Annotated in this window: 19 protein-coding genes and 1 other RNA gene; 10 read left to right on the top strand and 10 right to left on the bottom strand. The window is 66.3% G+C overall.

Annotation, left to right across the window (positions count from 1 at the left end):
* The first annotated feature begins 67 nt into the window (after positions 1 to 67).
* The 9 genes from ASF90_RS02320 (at position 68) to ASF90_RS02280 (ending at position 8,768) form a co-directional block, all read left to right on the top strand.
* Complete coding sequence (locus ASF90_RS02320) at positions 68 to 592, top strand: CYTH domain-containing protein (protein WP_055845341.1); 525 nt, start codon at positions 68 to 70, stop codon at positions 590 to 592.
* 128 nt (positions 593 to 720) lie between these two features.
* Complete coding sequence (locus ASF90_RS02315; RefSeq protein WP_055845338.1) at positions 721 to 1,404, top strand: DsbA family oxidoreductase; 684 nt, start codon at positions 721 to 723, stop codon at positions 1,402 to 1,404.
* A gap of 42 nt (positions 1,405 to 1,446) precedes the next feature.
* Positions 1,447 to 2,454, top strand: a complete 1,008-nt coding sequence (locus tag ASF90_RS02310) for an FAD-dependent oxidoreductase (protein WP_055845336.1) — start codon at positions 1,447 to 1,449, stop codon at positions 2,452 to 2,454.
* Between the two features lie 170 nt (positions 2,455 to 2,624).
* A complete protein-coding gene (locus ASF90_RS02305; RefSeq protein WP_055845333.1) occupies positions 2,625 to 4,196 on the top strand; it encodes a cryptochrome/photolyase family protein in 1,572 nt (523 codons plus the stop codon).
* Positions 4,197 to 4,569: 373 nt separating this feature from the next.
* Entirely contained in the window at positions 4,570 to 5,571 is a 1,002-nt protein-coding gene (gene nagZ, locus ASF90_RS02300; RefSeq protein WP_055845330.1) for a beta-N-acetylhexosaminidase, read from the top strand.
* On the top strand, positions 5,571 to 6,125 hold the full coding sequence (locus tag ASF90_RS02295) for a hypoxanthine-guanine phosphoribosyltransferase (RefSeq protein WP_055845328.1): 555 nt from the start codon (positions 5,571 to 5,573) through the stop codon (positions 6,123 to 6,125). The genes nagZ and ASF90_RS02295 overlap by 1 nt, the downstream gene beginning before the upstream one ends.
* A 229-nt stretch (positions 6,126 to 6,354) precedes the next feature.
* Complete coding sequence (locus ASF90_RS02290) at positions 6,355 to 7,107, top strand: S-methyl-5'-thioinosine phosphorylase (protein WP_055845325.1); 753 nt, start codon at positions 6,355 to 6,357, stop codon at positions 7,105 to 7,107.
* An 87-nt stretch (positions 7,108 to 7,194) separates the two neighbouring features.
* A complete protein-coding gene (locus ASF90_RS02285) occupies positions 7,195 to 7,401 on the top strand; it encodes a cold-shock protein (protein WP_003488188.1) in 207 nt (68 codons plus the stop codon).
* A 95-nt stretch (positions 7,402 to 7,496) separates the two neighbouring features.
* Positions 7,497 to 8,768 carry an NAD(P)/FAD-dependent oxidoreductase gene (locus ASF90_RS02280; protein ID WP_055845322.1) on the top strand — a complete coding sequence of 424 codons (1,272 nt, stop codon included), beginning with the start codon at positions 7,497 to 7,499 and terminating at the stop codon, positions 8,766 to 8,768.
* Between the two features lie 338 nt (positions 8,769 to 9,106).
* Here ASF90_RS02280 and pdeM read toward each other — a convergent pair whose 3' ends face one another.
* The 5 genes from pdeM to ASF90_RS02260 are packed head-to-tail and all read right to left on the bottom strand — an operon-like array spanning position 9,107 to position 15,086.
* Entirely contained in the window at positions 9,107 to 9,751 is a 645-nt protein-coding gene (gene pdeM / locus ASF90_RS02275; protein WP_055845319.1) for a ligase-associated DNA damage response endonuclease PdeM, read from the bottom strand.
* Positions 9,741 to 12,242: a ligase-associated DNA damage response DEXH box helicase gene (locus ASF90_RS02270; RefSeq protein ID WP_055845316.1), complete on the bottom strand. Its 2,502-nt coding sequence runs from the start codon at positions 12,240 to 12,242 to the stop codon at positions 9,741 to 9,743. Before ASF90_RS02270 ends, pdeM begins: the two co-directional genes overlap by 11 nt.
* Entirely contained in the window at positions 12,239 to 13,843 is a 1,605-nt protein-coding gene (locus ASF90_RS02265; protein ID WP_055845314.1) for an ATP-dependent DNA ligase, read from the bottom strand. The genes ASF90_RS02270 and ASF90_RS02265 overlap by 4 nt, the downstream gene beginning before the upstream one ends.
* On the bottom strand, positions 13,840 to 14,073 hold the full coding sequence (locus tag ASF90_RS23765) for a hypothetical protein (protein ID WP_082473375.1): 234 nt from the start codon (positions 14,071 to 14,073) through the stop codon (positions 13,840 to 13,842). The genes ASF90_RS02265 and ASF90_RS23765 overlap by 4 nt, the downstream gene beginning before the upstream one ends.
* Positions 14,070 to 15,086 carry a ligase-associated DNA damage response exonuclease gene (locus ASF90_RS02260; protein ID WP_055845311.1) on the bottom strand — a complete coding sequence of 339 codons (1,017 nt, stop codon included), beginning with the start codon at positions 15,084 to 15,086 and terminating at the stop codon, positions 14,070 to 14,072. Before ASF90_RS02260 ends, ASF90_RS23765 begins: the two co-directional genes overlap by 4 nt.
* 96 nt (positions 15,087 to 15,182) lie before the next feature.
* Between ASF90_RS02260 and ASF90_RS21190 the strand changes: the two genes are divergently transcribed.
* A non-coding RNA gene (locus tag ASF90_RS21190) (sX9 sRNA) lies at positions 15,183 to 15,259 on the top strand.
* A gap of 171 nt (positions 15,260 to 15,430) precedes the next feature.
* Here ASF90_RS21190 and ASF90_RS02255 read toward each other — a convergent pair.
* The 5 genes from ASF90_RS02255 to ASF90_RS02235 all read right to left on the bottom strand — a co-directional run bounded on the left by ASF90_RS02255 (position 15,431) and on the right by ASF90_RS02235 (position 19,321).
* Entirely contained in the window at positions 15,431 to 15,796 is a 366-nt protein-coding gene (locus ASF90_RS02255; RefSeq protein ID WP_055845308.1) for a hypothetical protein, read from the bottom strand.
* Positions 15,793 to 16,353 carry a polymer-forming cytoskeletal protein gene (locus ASF90_RS02250; protein WP_055845305.1) on the bottom strand — a complete coding sequence of 187 codons (561 nt, stop codon included), beginning with the start codon at positions 16,351 to 16,353 and terminating at the stop codon, positions 15,793 to 15,795. The genes ASF90_RS02255 and ASF90_RS02250 overlap by 4 nt, the downstream gene beginning before the upstream one ends.
* Positions 16,354 to 16,450: 97 nt before the next feature.
* Complete coding sequence (locus ASF90_RS02245) at positions 16,451 to 18,172, bottom strand: diguanylate cyclase (RefSeq protein ID WP_055845303.1); 1,722 nt, start codon at positions 18,170 to 18,172, stop codon at positions 16,451 to 16,453.
* Between the two features lie 249 nt (positions 18,173 to 18,421).
* On the bottom strand, positions 18,422 to 18,748 hold the full coding sequence (locus tag ASF90_RS02240; protein WP_039406588.1) for a hypothetical protein: 327 nt from the start codon (positions 18,746 to 18,748) through the stop codon (positions 18,422 to 18,424).
* 231 nt (positions 18,749 to 18,979) lie between these two features.
* Entirely contained in the window at positions 18,980 to 19,321 is a 342-nt protein-coding gene (locus ASF90_RS02235; RefSeq protein ID WP_055845300.1) for a hypothetical protein, read from the bottom strand.
* Positions 19,322 to 19,330: the final 9 nt, after the last annotated feature.

Below are 19,330 nucleotides of genomic sequence, written 5' to 3'. Positions count from 1 at the left end.
AATCGGGAATGGTGAAGGCGGTTCGCCGTATGCTGTTGCGATTCCCGATTCCCGATTCCCGATTCCCATGCCTACAGAAATCGAACGCAAGTTTCTTGTCACCGGCGACGGCTGGCGTAGCGCTGCGCATGCGGTGATCCCGATGGCGCAGGGGTACATCAACGATCAGGCGTCGTTGCGCAGTGGCGCGCAGAACGCGTCGGTGCGCGTGCGCATCCAGGGCGAAAGTGCGTTTCTCAATCTGAAGTCGCGCGAGGTCGGGCATACCCGTCAGGAATTCGAGTACCCGATCTCCCTCGCCGATGCGCGCGCGCTGCTGGCGTTGTGCGTGGGCGGCTTGATCGACAAGCGCCGGCATCTGGTCGAGTACCAGGGGCATGTGTGGGAAGTGGATGAATTCCTGGGCGATAACGCAGGGTTGGTGGTGGCCGAGATCGAGCTTGGCAGTGCTGACGAGGCGTTCGCCAAGCCGCAATGGATCGGTGCGGAAGTCACCGACGACGTGCGCTATTACAACCTGGCACTGGCCTCCCATCCGTTCTCGCAGTGGGTGGAGAGCCGGGACTCGGGATTGGGCATTCGGGATTCGTAGAAGCCAAGGCGCATGCGTCGGCCCTGGGCGATGCCTTGCGCATCACCAATCACGATTCTCCAATCCCTGTCTCGGTATTGGGCTTATGCTTTGCGAATCCTAAAATCCCCACCGACGAATCCCCGCTCATGCGCATCGACATCTGGTCCGACGTGGTCTGCCCCTGGTGCTGGATCGGCAAGCGCCGTTTTGAACAGGCGGTCGCTGCGCTAGGGGCGCAGCTGCCGGCATTGGACATCCATTACCACGCGTTCGAGCTCGACCCGGATGCCGGTGCCGAACCGGTGCCATTGCGCGATGCGTTGGCGCGCAAGTTCGGCGGTGCGGCGCGCGTGGATCAGATGCTTGCGCAGACCCAGGACACCGCACGCGCGGAAGGCCTGCCATTCGACTTCGGGCGTGGCCAGGTACAGGTCAGCACGTTGCGGGCGCATCGCTTGCTCTGGCTGGCCACGCACGAGGGCGATGTCGGTGCGGTGATGGAAGCCTTGTTTCATGCGCATTTTGCGCAAGGCCAGAACGTGGCTGCCACCGACACGCTGCTGCGTGCGGGTGAGGCCGGCGGGCTTGCAGCCTCGCGCGTGCAGGCGATGCTCGACTCCGACGAAGGCATTGTGGAGGTACAGGCACAGTTGGCACAGGCCAGCGCGCTGGGCATCCGTGCAGTGCCCAGCTTCGTGATCGACGGGCGTAGCCTGATCCAGGGCGCGCAGCCGTCGGAGACGTTTGCGCAGGCGCTGCTGCAATTGGCGGCCGAATCGGTGCCGATTGGCGGCGCCGATGCGTGCGGGCCCGATGGATGTGCGGTGTGACAGATCGCCTGCGTCATGCCCGTGCCGGCGACTGACCGGGCGATGCAGCCACACCGCCCGCGAACGGTTGCGGTGATCGGCGCCGGCCTGGCCGGGCTCGCGTGTGCCAAAACGCTGCAGGCGGCCGGCGCGGTAGTGACGGTGTACGAGCAGAGCGATGCGGTTGGTGGGCGCATGCGTGCTCGCATGGGCGCCGGCTGGCAGTGCGATGTGGGCGCGCAGTATTTCACCGCACGCGATCCGGATTTTGCCGCAGTGGTGAACAGCTGGGTCGCCGCCGGCGTCGCGGCGCGTTGGCCTGCGCGCATCGCAAGCTGGGATGGACGTGCAATGCGCGCTTCGCACACCGCGCTGACGCGTTTTGTCGGAGTGCCGGGGATGGCCGCTCCCGCGCGTGCGCTGGCGGCAGGGCTGGATGTTCGGTTGCAGGCGTCTGTCCGCAGCTTGCAACGCAGTGGCCAGGGCTGGGCGTTGGGCGTGCACGGCGTGCCCGCGCTGCATGTGGTCGATACGGTGTTGCTCGCGCTTGCTGCGCCGGATGCGGCCGCGCTGTTGGCAGAGAACGCGCCTGCGCTTGCGACCATCGCACGCGATGCAAACATGCAGCCGGCCTGGGCGGTGGTGTTACGGTTCGATGCGTGCATCGATCCTGGCTATGACGCGTTGTTCGTCAATGCAGGACCAGTGCGCTGGGTGGCGCGCGACGCCAGCAAACCGGCACGGCACGGCGCCGAGACCTGGCTGCTGCATGCCACCGCCGACTGGAGCCAGCTGCATTTCGATGCCAGGCCAGAGGATGTCATCGCCACGCTACTGCCAGAATTGGCCGCGCTCGGCCTGCCGCCGCCGCAGGCCTGCGACGCCTATCGGTGGGAGGTGGCCAGCACCGACCCGCCGTTGCAGATCGGCTGTGTCTGGGATGCGCCGCTTGGCCTTGGCCTGTGCGGCGATTGGCTGGCGGGCGGCAAGGTCGAGGGCGCGTGGCAAAGCGGAACCGCCTTGGCGCAGCGGGTGTGTGCCGACGGTGTCACGCACCATGCAGATGCATAAGCCGGTGGTGCAGTCGTGGTGTTTGAGCCTTAATGTCGCCCAATGGCAGAGCGGCTTTTGCCTTGCAGACAGCGCAGATGCACAGATGCCGTGCGCAGCGCTGCCGAATGCCTGCCCGAGCGCCTGACTGATGCAAGCGCGCCCTGTCTGCATGCGTGAGCTCAGCACCAATGCGTGACCCCGATACGACCACCAGCGCTTCACAAACGCCTGCACACACGCTACGCCTGATCCTGGGCGATCAGCTCAACCCGCAGCACAGCTGGTTTGCGACGCACGACCCCGGCGTGGTCTACGTGCTGATGGAGGTGCGGGAGGAAACCGATTACGTGCTGCATCACGCGCAGAAGATCCTGGCGATCTTTGCGGCAATGCGCGCGTTTGCCGCGCGCTTGCGGCAGCACGGGCACCGCGTGCGCTATGTCGCGATCGATGCCCCCAGTAATCGGCAATCCATTCCGGCCAATCTTGAAGCCTTGATGGCGCATTACCGCGCCGAGCATCTGCAGTATCAGGCGCCGGACGAATGGCGGCTGGATGAGGCGCTGCGCCACTGGAGCGCGGGCTGTGCATTTGCCACGCGCATGGTCGATAGCGAGCATTTCCTGACCGAACGCGATGAGGTGGCGGCGTGTTTCCGCGCCGGAAGTCAGTGGCGCATGGAGGTCTTTTATCGACGGATGCGCACGCGCCATCGCATCCTGCTCGATGCCTCCGGCCAACCGGAAGGTGGGCGTTGGAACTTCGATCACGACAATCGCGCGCCGTGGCCCGGCGATCCGCCAGCGCCGCAGGAGTGGCGTGCCGCGCACGACCATGGCGCGTTGTGGCAATGCATCGAAGCTGCCGGCGTGCGCAGTTTCGGTATGCCGAATGCGCAGGCGCTGCCATGGCCGCTGGACCGCGATGAAGCCTTGCAACATCTGGATGCCTTCATCGCCACTGCGTTGCCGAATTTTGGCCGCTACGAAGATGCGATGAGCACGCGCAGCCCGCGGCTATTCCATTCGCTGCTGTCGTTCGCGCTCAACGTCAAGATGCTGCACCCGGCCGAAGTGATTGCGCGTGCCGAAACGGCGTGGCGGCAAGGACACGCGCCGCTGGCCTCGGTGGAAGGTTTTATCCGGCAGATCCTGGGCTGGCGCGAATATGTGCGCGGCGTGTATTGGTCGCAGATGCCCGGCTATGCGCAGTCCAATCAGCTCGATCAGCATGCGCCGCTGCCGCAGTGGTTCTGGGACGGGCAGATCGGCATGCGGTGCCTGGCCGATGCCGTCGGTAACTCGCTGGCCAATGCGCATGCGCACCATATCCAGCGGCTGATGGTGATCGGCAATTTTGCGCTGCTGGCGGGGCTGGACCCGCAGGCGCTGCATCGCTGGTATCTGGGTGTCTACATCGATGCGTTCGAGTGGGTGGAGTTGCCCAACACGGTGGGCATGAGTCAGTTTGCCGACGGTGGCCTGCTCGGCAGCAAGCCGTATATCAGTGGTGCGGCCTATATCGATCGCATGAGCGATTACTGCAGCGGCTGCCGCTATCAGCGCAAGGCGCGCATCGGTGCGCGGGCCTGCCCGTATAACGCGCTGTACTGGGATTTCCTTGCGCGGCAGCGTCCGCTGCTAGGCACGAACGAACGCCTGGCGATGCCGTATCGGCAGCTCGATGGCATGGCACCCGAGGTGCTGGAAGGCATCCAGATCCAGGCCGCACACTGGCGGGCGAATCTGGACCGTCTCTGAGGCGGCGAAGACCGAAGTCGTCTGCTGGACGGCCAGCGCGGTCGTGAACCGGCCGCATGCGTCCTACTGCAGACCGCCGCACGCCTCACGCCGGTGGCGAGCCGGGCAGTACAGCCATGGTGTCTGCCCGGGGAAGCAGGCTGTTGCGTTCGCGGTGCGAATGACGGCACCGGTGCTGCCAGCGCAGGGACGCGAGCTCAAAGGCGATCACGTGGTTGTCGGTATCGATGCGCGGGCGCCGCAACGGCTGGCCGCAAGGCGCTTCGGTCAGTGGACGTCAGCCCCGCCTGAATGCGCGATCTGACGCTGCAACGCGCATCTGCGACAATGCCGCGCTGCGCCCTCGTGGCGCCTGGCCCGGGAGTCCCCCAACATGCTTCTGATCGGCGTTGCCGGTACCGAACTCAGCGCACAGGAACGCGACTGGCTGCAGCACGATGCCGTTGCCGGCGTGGTGCTGTTCAAGCGCAACTTCGCCTCGCGCACCCAGGTGGCCGAGCTGTCGGCATCCATCCGCGCTGCCGCGCCGCGCCCGGTGTTGCTGTGCGTGGATCAGGAAGGCGGCCGCGTGCAGCGGTTTCGCGACGGCTTCAGCGCGCTGGCGCCGTTGCAAAGCTTCGGTACGCAGTATCTGCAGGATCCGCAAGGCGCGCTCGCCGCAGCGCGCGCGCACGCGCAGCTGATGGCCACTGAAGTGCGCGCCAGCGGCGTGGACCTGAGCTTTGCGCCGGTGGTGGACCTGGGCCGCGGCAACCGCGCCATCGGCGATCGCGCCTTCAGCGACGACCCGCGGATCGTGGCCACCTTCACCCGCGCCTATGTGCAGGCGCTGCACGGTGCCGGCATGGCCGCCACGCTCAAGCATTTCCCCGGCCACGGCACGGTGCTCGAAGACACCCATGTGGATCACGCCAGCGACCCGCGTTCGCTGGAGCAATTGCAGGCCGACGATCTGCTGCCATTCGTGGCCGGCATCGAGGCCGGTGCCGACGCAGTGATGATGGCGCACGTGGTTTACCCGCAGGTCGCGCCGGAACCGGCCGGTTATTCGCGGTGCTGGATCGAGCAGATCCTGCGCGGCCAGATGGGCTTCCGCGGCGTGGTGTTTTCCGACGACATCGGCATGGCCGCCTCGTTCAGCGCCGGCGGCGTGGCGGGCCGGGTGCATGCGCACCTGGATGCCGGCTGCGACGTGGTGCTGGTCTGCCATCCGGAACTGGTCGACGAATCGCTGCAGGCCGTGCAAGGCCGCAGCCTCAATACCGCAGCGCTGATCGGCTTGATCGGTCGCGGCGCGCTCGGCTGGGACGGCCTGCTTGCCGGCACCGATGCCTCTTTCAACACTCCTTCCGCCCCTTTCGGATCAATTGCCTGATGTCCACGCTCACCATTTCCCAGGCCCTGGCCCAAGCCGATCTGCTGGTCGACCGCCCGGCCATCGATGCCGCCGTCGGCACCATTGCCGATGCCATCGCGCGCGACTATGCCGGCGAAGTGCCGGTGTATCTCACCATCATGCACGGCGCGCTGCCGTTCTCCGGCCAGTTGGCGCTGGAGTTGGGCGCACGTGGGCAGGATCTGCAGTTCGATTACCTGCATGCCACCCGCTACCGTGGCGAAACCGTCGGCGGCGAGCTGGTCTGGAAGCACCGCCCGGCTACCGCACTGTTCGGCCGCCGGGTGATCCTGGTCGACGACATTCTGGATGAGGGCTACACGCTGCAGGGCGTGCGCCAGTGGTGCCTGGAGCAGGGCGCCACCGACGTGCGCGTGGCAGTGTTGACCGTCAAGCGTCACGACCGCTGCGTGCCGGGCGTCACCGCCGATTACGTGGGCGTCGAAGTGGCCGACCGCTATGTGTTCGGCTTCGGCATGGACGTCAACGAACAGCTGCGCGGTATTCCCGCCATTTATGCGATGAAGCAGTAAAGCGCGCGCGGTGATCAGCAACGCGGCGGCGTAGCCGCCAGGCGGACGCGGCCGCTGCGCGCCATCGGCGTGCACGGCTTTATGTCTCCCGGTGTTGCTTGGCGCCCATCGCCGCCGGACGATCGCTCGCTACGCTTTACTGGTCGCTTTTGAATCACTGGCCCGCCACTGCGCGGGCACTCGTGCGCGCTTGCGCGCTTCCACGTCCGTTACGTTGCAGAGGTCGGTTGTGTCTTCCAATTCCATCGCATTGGCCGTTATCGGCGGCACTGGTGTCTACAAGCTCGCGCAGCTCGATGACGTGCAGGCCCACGAACTGGACACGCCCTACGGCGCGCCGTCGGGGCCGATCCGCGTCGGCATGCTGCTCGGCCATCGGGTGGCGTTCCTGGCCCGGCATGGCGAAGGCCATTCGCTGCCGCCGCACAAGGTCAATTACCGCGCAAATATCGCTGCGTTGCAGCAAATTGGCGCCTCGCGCGTGCTTGCGCTCAACACGGTCGGTGGCATCACCGACCAGTTCGGCCCGCGCGTGCTGGCATGCCCCGATCAGCTGATCGATTACACCTGGGGGCGCGTGTCCACCTTCTGCGAAGAGCCGGGTAGCGAGGTGCAGCACGTGGATTTCGGTCATCCGTATTCGCCAATGTTTCGCAGCAAGGTCATCGCTGCGGCCAAGGTGACCGGCGTCACGATGGTGGCCGGCGGGTGCTACGGCGCGACGCAAGGGCCGCGTTTGGAAACGATTGCAGAGATCGCCCGCATGCGTCGCGACGGCTGCGATCTGGTCGGTATGACCGGCATGCCCGAAGCCGGGCTTGCGCGCGAAAAAGGCCTGGAATATGCGTGTTTGGCGATCGTGGCGAACTGGGCGGCCGGTTGCGGCGACGCGCAGGAAATCACCATGGCCGAGGTGTTGGCCAACGTGGATGCCGCCTCGTCCGGGTTGCCCGAACTGATTGGCGAACTTGCACGCGGGTGATTGTCATTGGGGAATAAGCTTTGCATACTCGGCGCGTACGCACCGCCGTACACCACCCATTAATTATTGCAAAGGTCTCGCATCACCATGCCGAACGGTACCGTCAAGTGGTTCAACGACGCCAAGGGATTTGGCTTCATCTCACCGGAGGACGGCAGCGCCGATGTCTTCGCGCACTTCTCCGCGATCAATTCCAAAGGCTTCCGCAGCCTGCAGGAAGGCCAGCGCGTCAGTTATGACGTGACCCAGGGTCCCAAGGGTGCCCAGGCTTCGAACATCACGCCGGTCGAGTAATCTGACTCGATTGTGCGGTTGAAGAACCCCGCCACGGCGGGGTTTTTTTTGCACCGGTCCACGCAGGACGGTGTTCGCGAACCAGAGCAGGGACGATGCAACAAGCATTACGGATTGCGGTAGTGGGCTATGGAACGGCAGGGCAGGCGCTGGCGGTCTTGCTGGGCGCCGATGGTCATCGACTGGACGTCTTCGAGCGCGCCGCCAAGCCGGGGCCGGTCGGTGCCGGCTTCCTGCTGCAGCCCAGCGGCCTGCAGGTGTTGTGGAAGATGGGTTTGTTGTCGCAGGCCCTGATGCATGGCGCGCCGGTGCGCCGCCTGTACGGCGAAACGCCATGCGGGCGCGCGGTGATGGATATGCAATACCGCGATCTGGATGCCCGCCTGATGGGTCTGGGCATGCAGCGCGGTGCGTTGTTCTCGCTGTTGTGCGATGCCTGGCCCGAGTACGCGCAGCTGCAGACCGATACCCAGATCACCGCCATCGATCACGAGGGCAGGCGCGTGCAGGATCAGCGCGGGCAATGGCATGGTCCGTACGATCTGATCATCGCCGCCGATGGCTCGGCTTCCACGCTGCGCGCGCAGGTGCAGGGCACCCGGCTGGATCGGGTGTATCCGTGGGGTGCGCTGTGGTGTCTGTTGCCGCGCGAGGATTGGCCATTTGTCGACGAACTGCGCCAGCGCTACATCGGTGCGCGCAAGATGATCGGGCTGCTGCCGGTGGGCACGCGCCCTGGCGACGACACCCCGCGCCTGAGTTTTTTCTGGAGCCTGCCGTGCAGCGATTTTGCCGCCTGGGAGCAGCGCGGCATCGGCGCGTGGCGCGATGAGGTGGCGCAGATGTGGCCGGACGCGCATCTGCGTCTGGACAGCGTGCAGGTGCACACCGCGCTGGCACGTGCCAGCTACCGCGATGCGGTGATGACGCGCTGGCATCGTGGCCGTTTCGTTCTGGCCGGCGACGCCGCACATGCGATGAGCCCGCAGCTGGGCCAGGGCGTCAACATGGCATTGCTGGATGCATTGGCCATGCGCGATGCTTTGCGCGCGGGCGAGGATATCGATGACGCCTTGCAGCGCTATCAGCGCGAGCGCCAGGCGCATGTGGCGATCTATCACCGCTGGAGCCGCTGGCTCACGCCGCTGTTTCAATCCGAGCGCGATGTGTGGGCACGCGGGCGCGATCTGTTGCTGCAGCCGATGGGGCGCGTACCGGGCGGTCGTGGTCACATGCTGCGCGTGCTCAGCGGCACCCAGCATGGCTGGTTCGGCAAGTTGGCGCTGGCGCCGGAGTTCGTGGACGCGTTGTCGCAACCATTACCGGAAGCGCTGCCACGGCCGCAGAGCGTTGCCAACAGCGGCTGAGCGGACGCAGGTGCTCGCCCCGCGCGGCGGGTAGTTGAAAGAGGCAGGTATCGCTGGACGCTTCGGTGTCGAGCGTACCGGCCACACCGCTCGACGATGGTTCGGGGCGGTGTGTGTGGTGCCATTACGCGTCTTAGCAACGCTGACGTAGCGGGTGTACGCACGGCTGCCAGGAGCAGCTAAAAAGCCTGGCCAGCAGGCGTCGGGTGTAGACGGCGCACTCAGAACCGGAGTGCGCGAGTAGGAGTGCGCGAGGAATCCATACCGCGCAGAGCGCCGGCTGCGCCCGCCTGGCAGTGCGCAGTCCTTCTTGTTGGCTGTGCCCAGCAGCGCAGTGACTAACGCACTGGCAAGGCCACCGCATCGCCTTCCACACAGGCCACCAGACGCTCACCTTCGAGCAGTGTCGGCACCACGCCCGCGGTGAAGTGCGAGAACGCCGGCAGGATGGTGACGCGTTCGCGCAACCAGAACGCCGGCCAACGCCGCGAAAGGCCCGGCAGTGCCGCCAATGGATGCAGATGCCCGCACAGCACGTGGCCGGTGGGATGCGGCAATGGGTCGTGCCGCAGCACGAACGGCCCGTCTTCGACCTGTTCGCCGGCCGCTTCGATCTGCAGATCGGCACCGGCCACGGCGCGGTCGTGGTTGCCGCGGATGGCAATTACGCGCAGGTCGGCATGCTGCTCGCGCCACGCGCTCCAACGGCGATGCCAGGCTGCGCGCGGCGCAGGACCATGCAACAGGTCGCCGAGTATCCACAATGCCTCGACCTGGCGCTGCGCGAGCAGTGCATCGAGGCGCTCGAGATCGTGCGCGGTGCCACCTGCGGGCAGGCCGATACCGGCGCGTCGGAACACGTCGGCCTTGCCCAGATGCAGATCGGCGATCAGCAAGGCCCGCTGCGCGGGTCGATACAACGCACGTTCGCCGAGCAGTTCCACCGTTTCGCCGGCCAACTGCAGCTGCACGCTATCGCCCATGCTTGCGCTCCAGTTGCTCTGCGGCGCGCAACACACGCGCCTTCCAGTCCTCGGTACTCAATTGACCACGCATGCGTTCGGCCCACAGCGGGAACGACAACGGGGTGAGGCTGCGTGGCGTGCACAGGCGGAGGTCGCGGCGTGCGCAGTCCTCTAATGCATGCGCCAGGCGTGCCAGTTCGAGTTGGCCTTCAAAAACTTCGCGCTCGGCCTGGGCCAGCAACAGATGCTCCGGATCGAAGCGCTGCAACACGTCGTAGAGCAAGCCGCTGGAGGCCTGCAGCTGGCGCAGGCTGCGTGGTGCACGGCCGGGCAGGGACGGCGACAGCAACCCGGCCACGCGCGCGATCTCGCGAAACTGCCGGCGTGCCAGCTCGCCCAGGTTGAGACTGTCGCGCAGATCGTCCAACAACCCGGCCGGCGACAGCAAGGCGCGTAGCACGTCGGCGTCGATCTCCACATCCTGCGCGGGCGAGAGCACAAAGCCGTAGTCGTTGGCGGCGAAGCTGAAGGTATTGCGCTGACGTCGGCCCCAGCGTGCGGCAAGCAGCGCGGCCAGCCCTTCGTTGACCTGCCGTCCGGCGAATGGATACACGAACACGTGCCGGCCATCGCGCGCCTTGATGCTTTCTACCAGCAGGTGATCCGGGCCGGGCAGCGCCGAGAGCGATGCCTGCAAGTGCAGCAGCGGGGCCAGCGCCTGCATTTCAGGCGCATCGCCGGGCGCGGCGAACAGCGCTTCCACTTCGCGGCCCAATGCCGACGACAACGGCATGCGCCCGCCCATCCATTTGGGCACCACACCGCTGCCGCCCTTGGCCACACGCACGTAGGCGGTCATGTCTTCCAGACGCACCAGTTCCAGCAAACGTCCGGCAAATTGAAAGCGATCGCCGCGGCGCAGGCGGCCGACGAATTGTTCTTCCACCGCACCGAGTCGGCCGCCACGCAGGAACTGCACGCGCACGCTGCCATCGCTGGTGATCGTGCCGATGGATAAACGATGCCGCAGCGCGACGCGGCGGTCGGTGACGCGATACACGCCGTTCTCGTCGCGCACCACTTTGTGGAAATCCGGGTAATGCGCCAATGCGCTGCCGCCCTGCACGATGAAGTCGAGCACTGCGTTCCAGGTGGGTATGTCCAGCGCAGCGAAGGCATCGGTGCCGCGCACTTGCTCGAACAATGCAGCGGCATCGAAGCCGCCGCCCAGGGCGAGGGTGACGCAGTGCTGGGCCAGCACATCCAGCGACAAACGCGGTGGCGGCCGCGCTTCGATATGGCCGTGGTTGATGGCGCGACGTGCCGCGGCGTATTCGACCAGTTCCAAGGCGTGCGAGGGCACGCACACCACATGCCCGGATTCGCCGGGACGGTGACGCGCGCGGCCGGCGCGTTGCAGCAGGCGCGCGATGCCCTTGGGACTGCCGACTTGCAGCACTTGATCCACCGCCGGGAAATCCACGCCCAGATCCAGACTGGAAGTGGCGACCACGCAACGCAGGCTGCCGTCGCGTAGCCCCTGTTCGGCGGCGGCGCGCAGACTGGGGTCCAGCGAGCCATGATGCAGCGCAAGCGTGGCGAGATCGTCCGGCCATACCGCACTCAACGCTTGGTGCCACAACTCGGCCTGTGCGCGCGTATTGGTGAAGACCAGGCTGGTGCGCTGCTGCATGACTTTTTGCAGCACGCGCGCCAACTGCGCCAGACCCAGATGGCCGGCCCACGGAAAGCGTTCGCCGCTGTCGGGTAACAGCGTCTCCAGCGTCATGGCGCGCGGTTTGACCCCCGACACCAGCGCCGCATCGGGGCGATGCGGCAGCAGCACATCGCGTGCCTGCGCCAGATTGCCCAGCGTGGCCGACAGGCCCCAGATGCGCAGCGCAGGCGCCCAGCCGCGCAGGCGCGCCAGACACAGCTGCAGCAGCACACCACGCTTGTTGCCGAGCAGTTCGTGCCACTCGTCGACGATCACGCAGCGCAGCGCGGATAGCTGCGGTGCGGTGTCCGGATACGACAGCAACAAGGCCAGCGATTCGGGGGTGGTGACCAGCACATCGAGCTTGCCGCTGCGTGCCAGCCGCTTGTCGCGCGCGCTGGCATCGCCGGTGCGCAAACCCACCTGCCAATCCAGTCCCAGCGCGTCCACCGGTTCGCGCAGTGCGCGTGCGGTGTCGGCGGCCAGCGCACGCAGGGGCGTGATCCACAGCACCTGCAAGTTGCGTTGTTGCTGTCGGCGTGCGGCAGCGGCAGGCTTGGCCGATGTGACCGGCAGCGTGCGGCCACGCGCGGCCAGGGCGTCCAGTAATGGGCCGCCGAATGCTGCCAGCGTCTTGCCGCTCCCGGTTGGCGTGTGCAGCAAGCCGGATTCGCCAGCGAGATAGCGCTTCCATACATCGCGTTGAAACGGCAACGGCGCCCAGCCGCGCTGTGCGAACCAGTCGCGCCACTGCTGCAATGGCGTGTTGCGTGCCTGCTGCGTCGCCGTCACCGCGCCAATGCCTGCAGAGTGCTCAGGTGATCGGCCTCGGCAAACGGCTTGTCGTGCCGCCAGCGCAGGATGCGCGGAAACCGCACCGCAATGCCGGATTTGTGCCGCGCGCTGCGGTTGACCGCTTCAAAGCCCAGCTCGAACACATGCTGCGGGCTGACCGCGCGCACCGGACCAAAACGCTCGGTAGTGTTGGCGCGAATCCAGCGGTCCAGTTGCAAAATCTCCTTGTCGTCCAGCCCCGAATACGCCTTGGCGATCGGCACCAGTTGCCCCTCGTGCCACAGCCCGAAGGTGTAGTCGGTATACAGCGTGCTGCGGCGGCCATGGCCGGCCTGCGCATACAGCAGCACCGCATCGATGGTGAGCGGGTCGATCTTCCATTTCCACCAATCGCCCCGTCGGCGGCCGGCCTGATACACCGAGTTGGCGCGCTTGAGCATCAGCCCTTCCACGCCGCGTTCGCGCGCTTGCACGCGCAGCTGTGCGGCGGCGTGCCAATCGCCGGCTTGCACCCGTGGCGAGGCGACGATGCGCGGATCGTCGAGCGCGGTGAGCACGCCCTCCAGCAGCGCACGCCGCTCGTGCAGGGGGAGCTCGCGCAGATCCACGCCGTCCAGTTCGAGCAGGTCGTAGGCCACCACGCGCGCGGGCGCGGCCGCCAATGTCTTGGGGCCGGGCTTGAGCCGCTGGATGCGCGTTTGCAAGGCGGTGAACGGCATCGGCACCGGCTGCTCCGGTTGCCAGGCCAGCAGCTCGCCGTCGATGACGGTGCCGTCGGGCAACTGCAGCGCGGCGTGTTCGATTTCCGGGAAACGGCCATCCAGGCGTTCTTCGCCGCGCGACCACAGCGCCGCTTCGCCGGCGCGTCGAATCAGCTGCAGGCGGATGCCGTCCCATTTCCATTCCAGCAGCCAGTCGTCGATGGCGCCCAGTGTGTCGACCTCGGCTTCGAGCGGCGAGGCGAGAAAGAACGGGTAGGGCTGCTGACGATCGCCCGGCAGTTCTTCGCTGGTCAGCAGATCGGCAAGATAGGTCGGATGCGGTCGCCAATTGCCGAGCATGCGCTGGGCGATGCGTGCGATGTCCACGCCCGATAGTTCGGCCAGCGCTTGTTGCACCAGCCGCTGCGAAACGCCCACGCGCAATGCGCCGGTCAACAGTTTGTTGAACACCAGCCGCTCATCGAAGGCCAGGCTGCGCCAGGCCTGCACGATGCATGCCTTGCGCAGTGCAACGTCCTGGTTGGCGACCGGCAGCAAGCGCTGTTCGATCCATTCCGCCAGCGGCAGATCGGCCGCTTCGGTGATCGGGTCGTCCAGCAACAACGCCAGCGTTTCGGCCAGATCGCCGACATGGTCGTAGCTGTCGGCGACCAGCCAATCGGCAATGCCGGCGGTGTCGGTGATCCACTCGCGCAGCTCGCCGCTGCTGGCGATGCGCATGCGTGTGCCGGCGACCTTGCCGCCGGCCAGCAGATACAGCGCCCAGGCCGCGTCCAGCGCTGGCGCTTGGCGAAAATACGCCACCAGCGCAGCGCGCTTGTCGAGCGTGCCGGTGCTGCGGTCGAGGGTGCGGTACAACGCGGCAAAACGCTTCACGGCCGCGCCTGGGGCGTTGTGTCGGGAGTTGCAGCGCATAGCTCCAGCGCACGGCGCGTACATGCGCCTGACATGCGCACACGGCGCAGCAGGCGGAGTGGGCCGATTGACGCAGCCGGAGCCCAGCGATGCGCGCGACAAGCCAGTGCATGCCGGCCAAACGCCAGTGCGCCACTCAAGTGCGGACGCAGACGCGCGCGTGCATCGCTGCAGGCGGGGACCGGGTTCATTCTTCGGCTCCAAAATCGGTGCGGAAGGCTTCCGCCGCAACGCCGCGCTCGCGCAGGTGCTGGATCAACGCATCGGTATTGCCGTGGGTGGCGATCACTCGGCGCGCACCGGTGTCTTCGATGGTGCGCAGCAGATCCGGCCAGTCGGCATGATCGGACACTACAAAGCCGCGGTCGTAATTGCGCCGACGTCGATTGCCGCGAATGCGCATCCAGCCCGATGCGAATCCCTGTTGCGCATGCCGGAAGCGGCGGATCCAGGGGCTGCCCGCCGCCGACGGCGGCGCCAGCACCAGTTGGCCGGCATAGTCGGCGCCGCGCGCATGCTCGCTCACCGGTTGCGTGTCCAGCATCGCGATGCCGGCCTGGCGATACACCTCCACCCCGGCCGCAATCGCACCGTGCAACAGCGCAGGCTGGGTGTCCCAGGCGCGCAATTCGGCCAGCACCCGCTGCGCCTTGCCTAATGCGTAGCAATACAAAATGGCGGCCTCGCCGCGCTCGGCGCATTCGCGCCGCCAGGCGACGATATCGGCTGCTACTTCAGATGTTTCCGGCCAGCGATACACCGGCAGCCCAAAGGTCGCTTCGGTGATGAAGGTGTCGCACGGCACCACTTCGAACGGCGTGCAGGTGGGGTCGTGCTGGCGCTTGTAATCGCCGGACGCCACCCAGACCTCGCCATCCACTTCGATACGCACCTGCGCCGAGCCCAGTACATGTCCTGCCGGATGCAGCGAGACGCGCGCGCGTCCCAACGTAAACGCTTCGCCATCGGCATGCGTGTGATAGACCTGCTCGCCCAACCGCCATTGCAGGATCGGCAGACTGTCGCGCGTGCAGTGGTATTCGCCCATGCCGCCACGCGCGTGATCGCCGTGGCCGTGTGTGATCACCGCACGCGGCACCGGCCGCCAGGGATCGATATGAAAGTCGCCCTGCGGGCAATACAGCCCCTCGGGGCCAAGCACCACCAGATCGCCGCGTGTGTTCGTGTCGTTGCCGTTGCGCATGCCTGCAACTCTGGCCAAGCCGGTGTGCAGATCCTGAGAATGGGAATGGCGCGTATCGGCGCGACCATGCAGATGCGGCGGGTGCGCCGAGTCGCCATGTAGCGCGCGTACGCTCCGGTGCTGAGCGCGCCGTCTACACTCGCCTGACGATTGCTCGCTAGGTGGTGTTAGCCGCTCCAAGCTTTGGAGTGCGATGCCGATAGTCGGCCTGCGTCGGCGCGCAGCGGCAAAGCGATACGCGGCTTTGCGATGGACGCCGTTGTCCTCAGCGTCACTGCTGTTGCGAAAGCTGCGCCGCCGCTGCGCCAGTCTGATTCCACAGCGGCGATGCCGCACCCAGCGCGTTAATGGCGCGTCCGTCGTCCCGATCCACGCACCGCGCTAGCTTCCACCGCCAGGGTAAATCCGCGTTCTTCGCCGCCATGCATCGCGCCCACATCGACCACGTGGCGGCGGATCTCCTCACCCTTGCCGTTACGCACCACCACCACCACGGTGTATTCCCACGGATCGCCGTCGGCGGGATGACGGATGGTGCCGTCGACCTTCAACGGCACGATCGGCGCCGGCTGCGCGTGTTGCGCAGCCGCCGAGTCGAAGCGCAGATGATGCTTGCAGGCAGGGCAAATGATGGCGCTTTCCAGAATCGTCGCCTTGCAATGCGGGCAGCTGCGCGTGGCTCCGGGCGTGCCCGGGCGGGGTGCACTCATGTGGCGTCGCTGTCTCCGCTCACCACCGGCTTGGGCGTGGCGGTCGGTTTGCCGGTGTCCTCGCCCCAGCCGAAGTCGGCCTGGCCGCGCATGCGGGCGCCCGACGCCACGGTGAGGCTGCCGGCCTTGACGTCGCCGACCAGCACGCCGGAGGTCTGCAGCTCCACCTGCGCCGCCGATTCGATATTGCCTTCCAGCTCGCCGGCGATGATGACCTTGTTGGCGCGCACGCCACCATTGAGCTTGGCGCCGCGTTCGATGGTCAGATCGCCCTTGACGTTGACATCGCCCTTGAAGCGGCCGGCCAGGCGTACGTGGCCGGCGCCTTCAATCTTGCCTTCGATGCTGATGTCGGCGGCGATCAGCGATTCCTTGGCTTCGCTCTGGCGTTGCGGCGGCGCGGCGGTGGGCACGACGCTGGGCGTGGCGGCGGCGGCCGGCACCGGCGGGGCAGGGCTGGCGTCGGCGTTGAACAGCCGCCCATCGGCGGCAGGAACATCCGGCGCTGCGGGAACGCCGTCTTTCTTGTTGGGACCTTGATCGCGCCACATCGACATCGGATTGCCTCGCTTCGGGGGTCAAGGCCGACTATCGCCGCGTCAATCGATCTTTTGTGTGACAGAGCGCGCAATCCGACATCGACGCCGTGCCTGCTCACGCCTCCGCGTCAGTCCCGCGCGGCTGTGCGGCACCATGACGCTCGACCCGGTTGCGCCCACGATGCTTGGCTGCGTACAGCGCTGCGTCGGCTTTCTGGATCAGACCTGCGCCGAGTTCGCCATCGACCGGAAAGCTGGCCACGCCGATCGAGGCGGTCACGCGCGGCAACGCACGCTGGCCATCGCTGACCGCCAGCGCCGCGATATGGCCGCGGATCTGCTCGGCCACGCGCATGGCTTCCTCGCTATCGGCCTCGGGCAGGATCACGGTGAATTCTTCGCCGCCATAGCGGCAGGCCACGTCTTCGGCACGCAACCGGGTCAGCAACAGCTCGCCGACCGCTGCCAGCAGCAGATCGCCGCCGGCATGCCCCTGGCTATCGTTGAATTGCTTGAAGTGGTCCACGTCCAGCATCAGCACCGACAACGGCAGGCCGCGCCGCGCGCAGCGTGCCAGTTCGTGACTCAGCGATTCCTCCAGATAGCGGCGGTTGTACAGCCCGGTCAGCGCGTCGCGGATCGATTGGCGGCGCAGCGACTCGCGCAGGCGCAGATTGCTCAACGCCAGCGACAACTGCTCGGCGGCCGCCTCGGCGATTTCCAGGCGCGGCATCGGCCCGGGACCGGGCGACGACAAGAACAGAAAGCCGAGCTGTGTGCCCTGCGCCGACATCGGCAGGCATGCGGTGGTGATCGGTGTCTGAGTGTCCGGCACGTCGATATGCGCGCACAGCGCATCGCGCGCGAGGTCCTCAATGATGTGCGGCTGGCCGCGGCGTAATGCCCAGCATTCTTCCGGCAAGAGATGCGGCGCGCTCTGTACCAGTGGCTCGCCCCAGTGGCTGATCGCTTCGGCGCGATCCTGCGAAGCGCGCAGCAGGTACACGCTTCCGGCAATGCCCGGCAGCAGGCTGGCCAGGGTGCGGCTGGTCACCACCAATGCTTCTTCGGCGCTGATGCAGCTTTGCAGCAGGCCGGTGTAACGGCTGAGCAGATTGAGATCGGCAGTACTGCGCTGCAATGCACCGACGCTATCGCCCAGCTCGCGATTGGCGTTTGCGGCAAGGCGTTCGGCCTGCGCGCGATGCCGCAGTTCGCGCATCAGCAGCGCATAGACGCCGCCGACCACCAGCAGCCCGAACGGAATGCCGGCCAGGGCCAGCGTCAGCAACAAGGTGGCGCTTTGTCGGCTGCTTTCCGCGCGCTGTGCCAGCAGCTCCTGCTCGCGTTGCACCATCGTCAGCGCCTGCTCGCGGATGGCACTGGTGGTGCGGAACGCGCTCTGCCGGATGCCTGCGCGTGCCGGTTCCAGGCCGCCCTGTGCATAGACATCCAGCGTGTGCTGGATTTGCCGCAGCCGCGTCTCCACCAGGGTTTGCAGTTGATCCAGATGCTGCTCTTGCGCAGGGTTGTCGACAATCAACCTGCGCAGATTGCTCAATAAGATCGGCAGGCGTTCCACACTGGTCTGGTAATCCAGTAAGTAGGCCTCGTTGCCAGTGAGCAGGAAGCCACGTTGCGCCGATTCGGCATCCAGCAAGCGCGCCTGGATCTCGTCGACCCGCCCGATTACTTCATGCGTATGCGAGACCAACGCCGCATCGGCCAGCGAGCGGCGCGCGCCGACAAAGATGCCGATGCCGATGACGATAAAGATCAGCGCAGAGAAGGCCAGCGCCAGCTGATTGCGGCGCCGCGATGTAAAAGAAGTGGGCATGCCGAATGCTAGCCTGCCAAGCTCGACAACACGAGGTCAATCTCGACGCAAGACGTGTGCATCGGCACGAAATTGTCTGCGAGCAGACGCAGCAGTGTGAGCGGTTCATAGCAGCTGACATTGCTTGCAGGCTGCAGTCGGCTGGCTGGCTGGCTGGGGTTGCGCTGGCACTCATGTGCATGAAGAAACGCCACTCTTGCGGCAGGCTGCGCCCACCTGTCGGTGAGCGCAGCGCGGTTTTCGGTGTGCTTAGTGCTGCGGATGCTCGGCGTCGTGCTTGTCGGCGTTCTGCTCGGCCTTGTTGGCCATCTCGCGGGTCTTGTCGGCGGTGGCGTCGGCAGCGTTTGCGGTCGCGCGGCTGGCGTCTGCAGCCAGGTCGCGTGCGGCTACGCGCGCATCGGCGGTGGCGGCCTTGGCCTGTACCGCAGCGCGGTCGGCAGCCTGCTCGGTGGCAGCGGCAGCGTGTTTGGCAGCGGACGCGGCATCGCGACGCGCTTGCTCGGCATCAGGGCCCTGGCAGGCGGCGAGAGTGAGTGCAGCGATGGCACTCAGCGACAGCATGCGGATCGTCTTCATGGGTGGTCCTGTTCCTGTTCCGGTGTTGGAACGCGGAGCTTATGCAGGGGCCGATGCAGTCCGCGTCAATACGCGTTTGCGCATTCAGCTCACGGGCAGCATACGGACTGGAGTGGCCAACCGAGCAGCCGCGCCACCGTGCAAACCGGCGGTCGCGCCCGCCGTGCAGGCAAAGAAAAAGCCGCTGGAAACCAGCGGCTTTTTCCGAACTCGCTTGGAGCTAAGAAGTAATTACTTCTTGGCTTCTTCGGCGGTGTCCTTAGCAGCTTCGGCGGTGTTTTCAGCCGTCTTGGCAGCGTCAGCAGCCTGGTCGGCAGCAGCGTCGGTCGCGGTGCCGGAAGCAGCCTGGGCAGCGTCAGCAGCGGTGTCGGCCGAAGCAGCGGCGGTGTTGGCAGCAGCCTGAGCGGCGTCAGCCGACTGCGAGCCCGAGGCAGCAGCCTGGTCAGCAGCGGTCTGAGCGTCGGTTGCAGCTTCGTTAGCCGAAGCAGCAGCGTCCTGAGCCTGTTCCGGCTTCGAGCAAGCGGTCAGGGCCAGGCCCAGAGCCATTGCGATCAGCAGCTTGTTGATGGTCATTGTTTCAAT

This window comes from Xanthomonas sp. Leaf148, from assembly GCF_001423585.1.
GTDB lineage: Bacteria > Pseudomonadota > Gammaproteobacteria > Xanthomonadales > Xanthomonadaceae > Xanthomonas.
Note: the sequence above shows the minus strand (reverse complement) of the source record. Positions and strands in the feature narration are given on the sequence as shown.

Coding starts and splice junctions, on each gene's coding strand:
- ASF90_RS23765 (WP_082473375.1), bottom strand. CDS start 14,073: ATGAACCCGGTCCCCGCCTGCAGCGATGCACGCGCGCGTCTGCGTCCG.
- ASF90_RS02240 (WP_039406588.1), bottom strand. CDS start 18,748: ATGAAGACGATCCGCATGCTGTCGCTGAGTGCCATCGCTGCACTCACT.
- ASF90_RS02305 (WP_055845333.1), top strand. CDS start 2,625: ATGCGTGACCCCGATACGACCACCAGCGCTTCACAAACGCCTGCACAC.
- ASF90_RS02310 (WP_055845336.1), top strand. CDS start 1,447: ATGCAGCCACACCGCCCGCGAACGGTTGCGGTGATCGGCGCCGGCCTG.
- ASF90_RS02255 (WP_055845308.1), bottom strand. CDS start 15,796: ATGAGTGCACCCCGCCCGGGCACGCCCGGAGCCACGCGCAGCTGCCCG.
- nagZ (WP_055845330.1), top strand. CDS start 4,570: ATGCTTCTGATCGGCGTTGCCGGTACCGAACTCAGCGCACAGGAACGC.
- ASF90_RS02285 (WP_003488188.1), top strand. CDS start 7,195: ATGCCGAACGGTACCGTCAAGTGGTTCAACGACGCCAAGGGATTTGGC.
- ASF90_RS02260 (WP_055845311.1), bottom strand. CDS start 15,086: ATGCGCAACGGCAACGACACGAACACACGCGGCGATCTGGTGGTGCTT.
- pdeM (WP_055845319.1), bottom strand. CDS start 9,751: ATGGGCGATAGCGTGCAGCTGCAGTTGGCCGGCGAAACGGTGGAACTG.
- ASF90_RS02235 (WP_055845300.1), bottom strand. CDS start 19,321: ATGACCATCAACAAGCTGCTGATCGCAATGGCTCTGGGCCTGGCCCTG.
- ASF90_RS02245 (WP_055845303.1), bottom strand. CDS start 18,172: ATGCCCACTTCTTTTACATCGCGGCGCCGCAATCAGCTGGCGCTGGCC.
- ASF90_RS02295 (WP_055845328.1), top strand. CDS start 5,571: ATGTCCACGCTCACCATTTCCCAGGCCCTGGCCCAAGCCGATCTGCTG.
- ASF90_RS02315 (WP_055845338.1), top strand. CDS start 721: ATGCGCATCGACATCTGGTCCGACGTGGTCTGCCCCTGGTGCTGGATC.
- ASF90_RS02250 (WP_055845305.1), bottom strand. CDS start 16,353: ATGTCGATGTGGCGCGATCAAGGTCCCAACAAGAAAGACGGCGTTCCC.
- ASF90_RS02280 (WP_055845322.1), top strand. CDS start 7,497: ATGCAACAAGCATTACGGATTGCGGTAGTGGGCTATGGAACGGCAGGG.
- ASF90_RS02320 (WP_055845341.1), top strand. CDS start 68: ATGCCTACAGAAATCGAACGCAAGTTTCTTGTCACCGGCGACGGCTGG.